This is a genomic window from Actinomyces sp. oral taxon 170 str. F0386 (assembly GCF_000195595.1).
In the GTDB taxonomy this organism is placed as follows: domain Bacteria; phylum Actinomycetota; class Actinomycetes; order Actinomycetales; family Actinomycetaceae; genus Actinomyces.
The window spans coordinates 1-4,140 of the sequence record NZ_GL882553.1 but is presented as its reverse complement, the minus strand read 5'-3'; the positions used below and the strand labels follow the sequence as shown (position 1 = coordinate 4,140).

Below are 4,140 nucleotides of genomic sequence, written 5' to 3'. Positions count from 1 at the left end.
CAACGGACGGTCAGGTGGGTTCCCGCTGGCCCGCACCGGCGCCTCGCTGGCACTCGGTGTCCTGGCCGTACTGGCCACGACGACCGGCACCTACGTGCTGCGTCTGCGCCGTCGGCAGGTGTGAGCCCCACTTCCAGCGGCCAGGGTCGGCAGAGTCGGCCGGCGGGGTCAGGGGTGCCAGGCCGAGGAGCGGCGAATGATCTGCCCGGGCAGGAGCGTCTCAGCGGGCACCTCCTCGCCCTCCATGAGGGCCAGCAGGTGAGAGGCCGCCACCTGCCCCATCTCCTCGAAGGGCAGGGCCACCGTCGTCAGGGCCGGGTGGAGCTGATCGGCGATGAGCTCCTGGTCGTCGATCCCGATGACGGCGACGTCGTCGCGCACCCGCAGGCCCTGCTCACGGATGGCGTCGTAGGCGCCCATGGCCATGCGGTCGTTACCGCACACCAGACCGGTCAACCAGGGATGGTCCGTCAGGAGGCGGGCGGCCGCGGCGTAGCCGCCCCGCGTGGTGCCGTGGCCGACGGCGACCCTCACGGTGCTCCAGGGGATACCGGCCTGCTCCAGGTAGGCCTCGCAGCCGACACGTCGGCCGGGCGCCGCCTCGCCGTCGTTCGGATCCAGCTCGATGACGCCGATGTCCCGGTGGTGCCCCTCCAGGAGGGCCTGAGCGGCCAGGCGCCCCATCTGCTCCTCGTCGGGGCGGACGCAGGGAAGACCGGAGACCGGGTCGATGCAGTGGACCAGGACGGTGGGGATCTCACGGGCCTGCGCCGGCATACGGACGCGGCAGTTCCAACCGGTGGCGTAGATGATGCCCTCGACCCGGGACTTCAGGAGCGTCTCGAAGGCCTCGGAGTCCATCGCCGCCTCGGTCGAGGTCGGCACGATGAACAGGGTGTAGCCGGCACGCCGGACCGTGTCCTGGATCCCGCGGATCGTGGCCGCACCGAAGGGGCTGGTGACGATCTCGGAGACCAGCCCGATGAGGGACGAGCGGCGCGACGCCAGGGCGCGTGCGCCACCGTGGGGTCGATAACCGAGCTCGGCGGCCACCTGCTGGACGCGGTCGCGCGTCTCCGGGGCGATACGGGCGCCGTCACGGTTGTTGAGGACGAAGGACACCGTGGTGCGGGAGACGCCGGCCACCCTGGCCACGTCCTCCATGGTGGGCCTGTAGGTGTCGTTCACCCCGCCTCCTCCCCAGTCCATCCAACTTCGCCGCCCGTTCCGCGCCCGCCGATCCGTTGGGACCGTACGTGCGCCATCCGGCGGCTTGACGGCAGTCTGCCAGGACGACGACGCAGCGCATAACCCTGAACGGCGGCAGGCGGGTCGTCGCATCAGGCGCGCCGCTGCCGGAGCGCACCCGTGCGTCGACACGGGCGACCGTTGGGGTGGTTTAGGCTGCCCCCGTGACACCTTCTTCCCGTCCCGGCTTCACGGTGCGCGCTGTCCTGTGGGACATGGACGGCACCCTCATGGACTCCCAGCCCTTCTGGGACGAGGCCTTCATCCACCACTGCCAGGCCCTTGGCGGCGACCCGCGCCCCGAGCTCGTCGCCCGGATGACGGGCGCCTCCATCCGCACGGCCTACGAGCTCATCGCCGCCACCGGCGCCACGCGCTCCTGGGACGATCCGACCACGCGGGAGACCTTCGAGGCGATCGCGCACGACGTCGAGGCCTCCGTGACCGCCGCTCCTCCCCTTCTGCCCGGGGCGCTGCGGATCACCTCGGCGCTGTCGGAGGTGGGACTGGCCCAGGCGATCGTCTCGGCCTCACCTCGCAGGATCGTCGAGAAGGTGGCCTCCGCGCTCGGCGACGTCTTCACGGTCCTAGTCACCGGCGACGACGGCGTCGGGGCCAAGCCCGATCCGCTGCCCTACGCCACGGCGGTCGAGCGCCTCGACCTGCGGCCACAGGACTGCGTCGTCGTCGAGGACTCCCCCACGGGAGCGGCCTCAGCCAGGGGAAACGGGATCCACGTCGTGCAGATCGGCGCGCAGAAGCACTTCCCGGCCGATCCCGGGCTCGTCGTCGTCCCCGACCTGGCCTCGATCACCCCGCACCTGCTGCTGTGGGCGCAGCGCTGACACGGGCCGACGTCGCAGCCCGGACATAGGACCGGCTCGGGAACGCGCGGTTCCCGAGCCGGATGGGACGAGTAGGGATTCTGAGCAGGGTTCGTCGAGGGCCTGCGCGTAGCAGTGCGACGCAGCGCCTCAGACCGCCCTCAGGCCGCTTTGGGGCGCTGCGGGGTCTCCGGGGTCTCCTGGAGCTCCCACTGGCTGCGCAGGCAGTCGGCGTAGAGACGGATCTCCGCCACCAGGTCGGTGCCCAGGGCCTCCGAGGCGGCCGTCTCGGGCGTCGTCGAGCACAGCCACTGCAGCTGGAGCCCATCGGTGAGGGCGACCAGGCTGCGCGCCACGAGGCGCGAGGGCATCTGGGGGTCCACGAGTCCGGCGGCCTTGCCGGCCTCGAAGCTGGACTCGAACCGCTCAACAGCGCCGTTGAGATGGTCGGCCATCCACCGGTGCGCGGGGTGCGCGGCGTCGAGGACCGAGACCGCCGTCGCGGTGTAGATCGCCGTGAGGTCCCAGTGGGCGACGTTGCGCTCGAGGAGCTCGATGTAGCGGTCCAGCAGCGCCCACGGGTCGACGTCGACGTCAGGGGCGGCGGCAACCTCCAGGGTGTCCACGTTGCCGACGGTATCCACGGGGACGTCGACGACGTTGTCCTCCACGGCCGGGGACTCCACGAGGATGCTCAGGGCGTCCTCGCGGTCACGACGCTCCAGCACCTTGGCGAAGAGCTCGTCCTTGGAGGAGAAGTGGTGCAGCAGCCCGGCCTTGGAGATGTCTGCTGCGTTGGCGATGTCGGCCAGGGAGGTGCCGGCATATCCGTGCTCTCCGAAGAGAACCACGGCTTCGTTGAGGATGCGTACTCGCTTGTCCTCACTGCCCGCTCTGGGGCGCCCGGGTCCACGCCGTCTAGCCGGGGCAGCCTGGGGCGAGGTCGGGGTACTGACAGTGTTCATGGCCGAATCATGGCACCTTCCAGTAAGGGAATTGCAAGGCGGAAAGGCCCTGATCGGAATAATCCGCTCAAGTGTGACCTCCACGTGCCCTGCCCGTGACGTGGATGACGACTTGGTCTCTGTTTTCACACAATTAACCGGCCCCTACCAGCGCAGAGATCTCCGACCACTCGGTCTGTTGCAACTACTGGGATCGCCGACCACCATCCCTCCCAATCATCATCCAGAAGTCCTTACGACTTCACTCAGGCATGCATGGCACAGCCACGTTGGTCACGGTTTCATAACACTTGTGAGATTCTTGTTTCCGGTTCAAATACCAACGGCGGCCCTCTCCCACAGATGAGCCTCGCAGACCCCACCCCAGATAGGACCGACGCCGATCGGGCGGGGCCGTCACCCCCTCAGGAGACGGTGACGCCGCCTGAGGTCGGCCCGGTGGCCGCCCCGCCGCTGGCGGTCACAACCGCGATGGAGGAGGACGCTGATCCGGCCGGCCCTGGAGCCCGTCGCCGAGACGCTCCGTTCGCGCCTGCCACCCGAGATGCTCGCAGCGAGCCGGGTGCCCTCGGTTCAATCGGGGTCCGGGCCGTGACGGCGAGAACCTCATGCTTCGCCTCGTGAATCGGCATCCACCCAGAATCAACGAGATGCATCATGTATGCATGCAGATGCAGACTCGATGCATCATGCTCGTGCCATCCCTGAGTGCACGCCAGGTCGCCACTCTGCTCGGCCGCGCGACGATGACCGGGGACGACATGACGGTACTTTTCTCCCCGGCGCAGGAGAGCCTGCCAGCACTGCCCCGGGATGCGGCGCCGCTGGCCGACGCAACGCTCTATGCCCTTCTACTCGCACCCGAGATCGGCTACGAGATCGTCTGAGCCAGCACCCGGCAGCGCACGACTTTCGTTGCGGAAATTAACCGAAAGTCGCCTCGGAGGGGGTTTCCGGTGCCTGAAGACGCGTGTGACCTTGCGCGCGCTTCGGTACCGCCCGGCAGGTTAACCGGGCCCTGGCATCCTACGATGGCGATATGCGCCCCCCGACCCCGCAGCCGCCGCGGCGCCCCTCCCGCCCCGGGCGGGGCCGCGGCCGCG

The 4,140-nt window shown here is 69.3% G+C and carries 4 protein-coding genes; 2 read left to right on the top strand and 2 right to left on the bottom strand.

The features are described 5' to 3' along the window. Positions 1 to 168 precede the first annotated feature (168 nt). Entirely contained in the window at positions 169 to 1,188 is a 1,020-nt protein-coding gene (locus HMPREF9056_RS13805; protein ID WP_087942254.1) for a LacI family DNA-binding transcriptional regulator, read from the bottom strand. Positions 1,189 to 1,412: 224 nt separating this feature from the next. On the opposite strand from HMPREF9056_RS13805, the gene HMPREF9056_RS10290 reads away from it, so the two are divergent. Further along, entirely contained in the window at positions 1,413 to 2,093 is a 681-nt protein-coding gene (locus tag HMPREF9056_RS10290; RefSeq protein WP_034514439.1) for an HAD family phosphatase, read from the top strand. A 140-nt stretch (positions 2,094 to 2,233) separates the two neighbouring features. On the opposite strand, the gene HMPREF9056_RS10285 is transcribed toward HMPREF9056_RS10290, so the two are convergent. Next, positions 2,234 to 3,037 carry a TetR/AcrR family transcriptional regulator gene (locus HMPREF9056_RS10285; protein WP_253270009.1) on the bottom strand — a complete coding sequence of 268 codons (804 nt, stop codon included), beginning with the start codon at positions 3,035 to 3,037 and terminating at the stop codon, positions 2,234 to 2,236. A gap of 665 nt (positions 3,038 to 3,702) precedes the next feature. On the opposite strand from HMPREF9056_RS10285, the gene HMPREF9056_RS10280 reads away from it, so the two are divergent. Continuing rightward, the gene (locus tag HMPREF9056_RS10280; protein WP_009404898.1) at positions 3,703 to 3,924 is read left to right on the top strand and encodes a hypothetical protein; all 222 of its coding nucleotides are present in this window, start codon (positions 3,703 to 3,705) and stop codon (positions 3,922 to 3,924) included. The last annotated feature ends 216 nt before the right edge of the window (positions 3,925 to 4,140 follow it).

Excerpts from the sequence above, each read along its gene's own strand:
- HMPREF9056_RS10280 (WP_009404898.1), top strand. The coding sequence starts at position 3,703 with ATGCAGATGCAGACTCGATGCATCATGCTCGTGCCATCCCTGAGTGCA.
- HMPREF9056_RS10285 (WP_253270009.1), bottom strand. The coding sequence starts at position 3,037 with ATGAACACTGTCAGTACCCCGACCTCGCCCCAGGCTGCCCCGGCTAGA.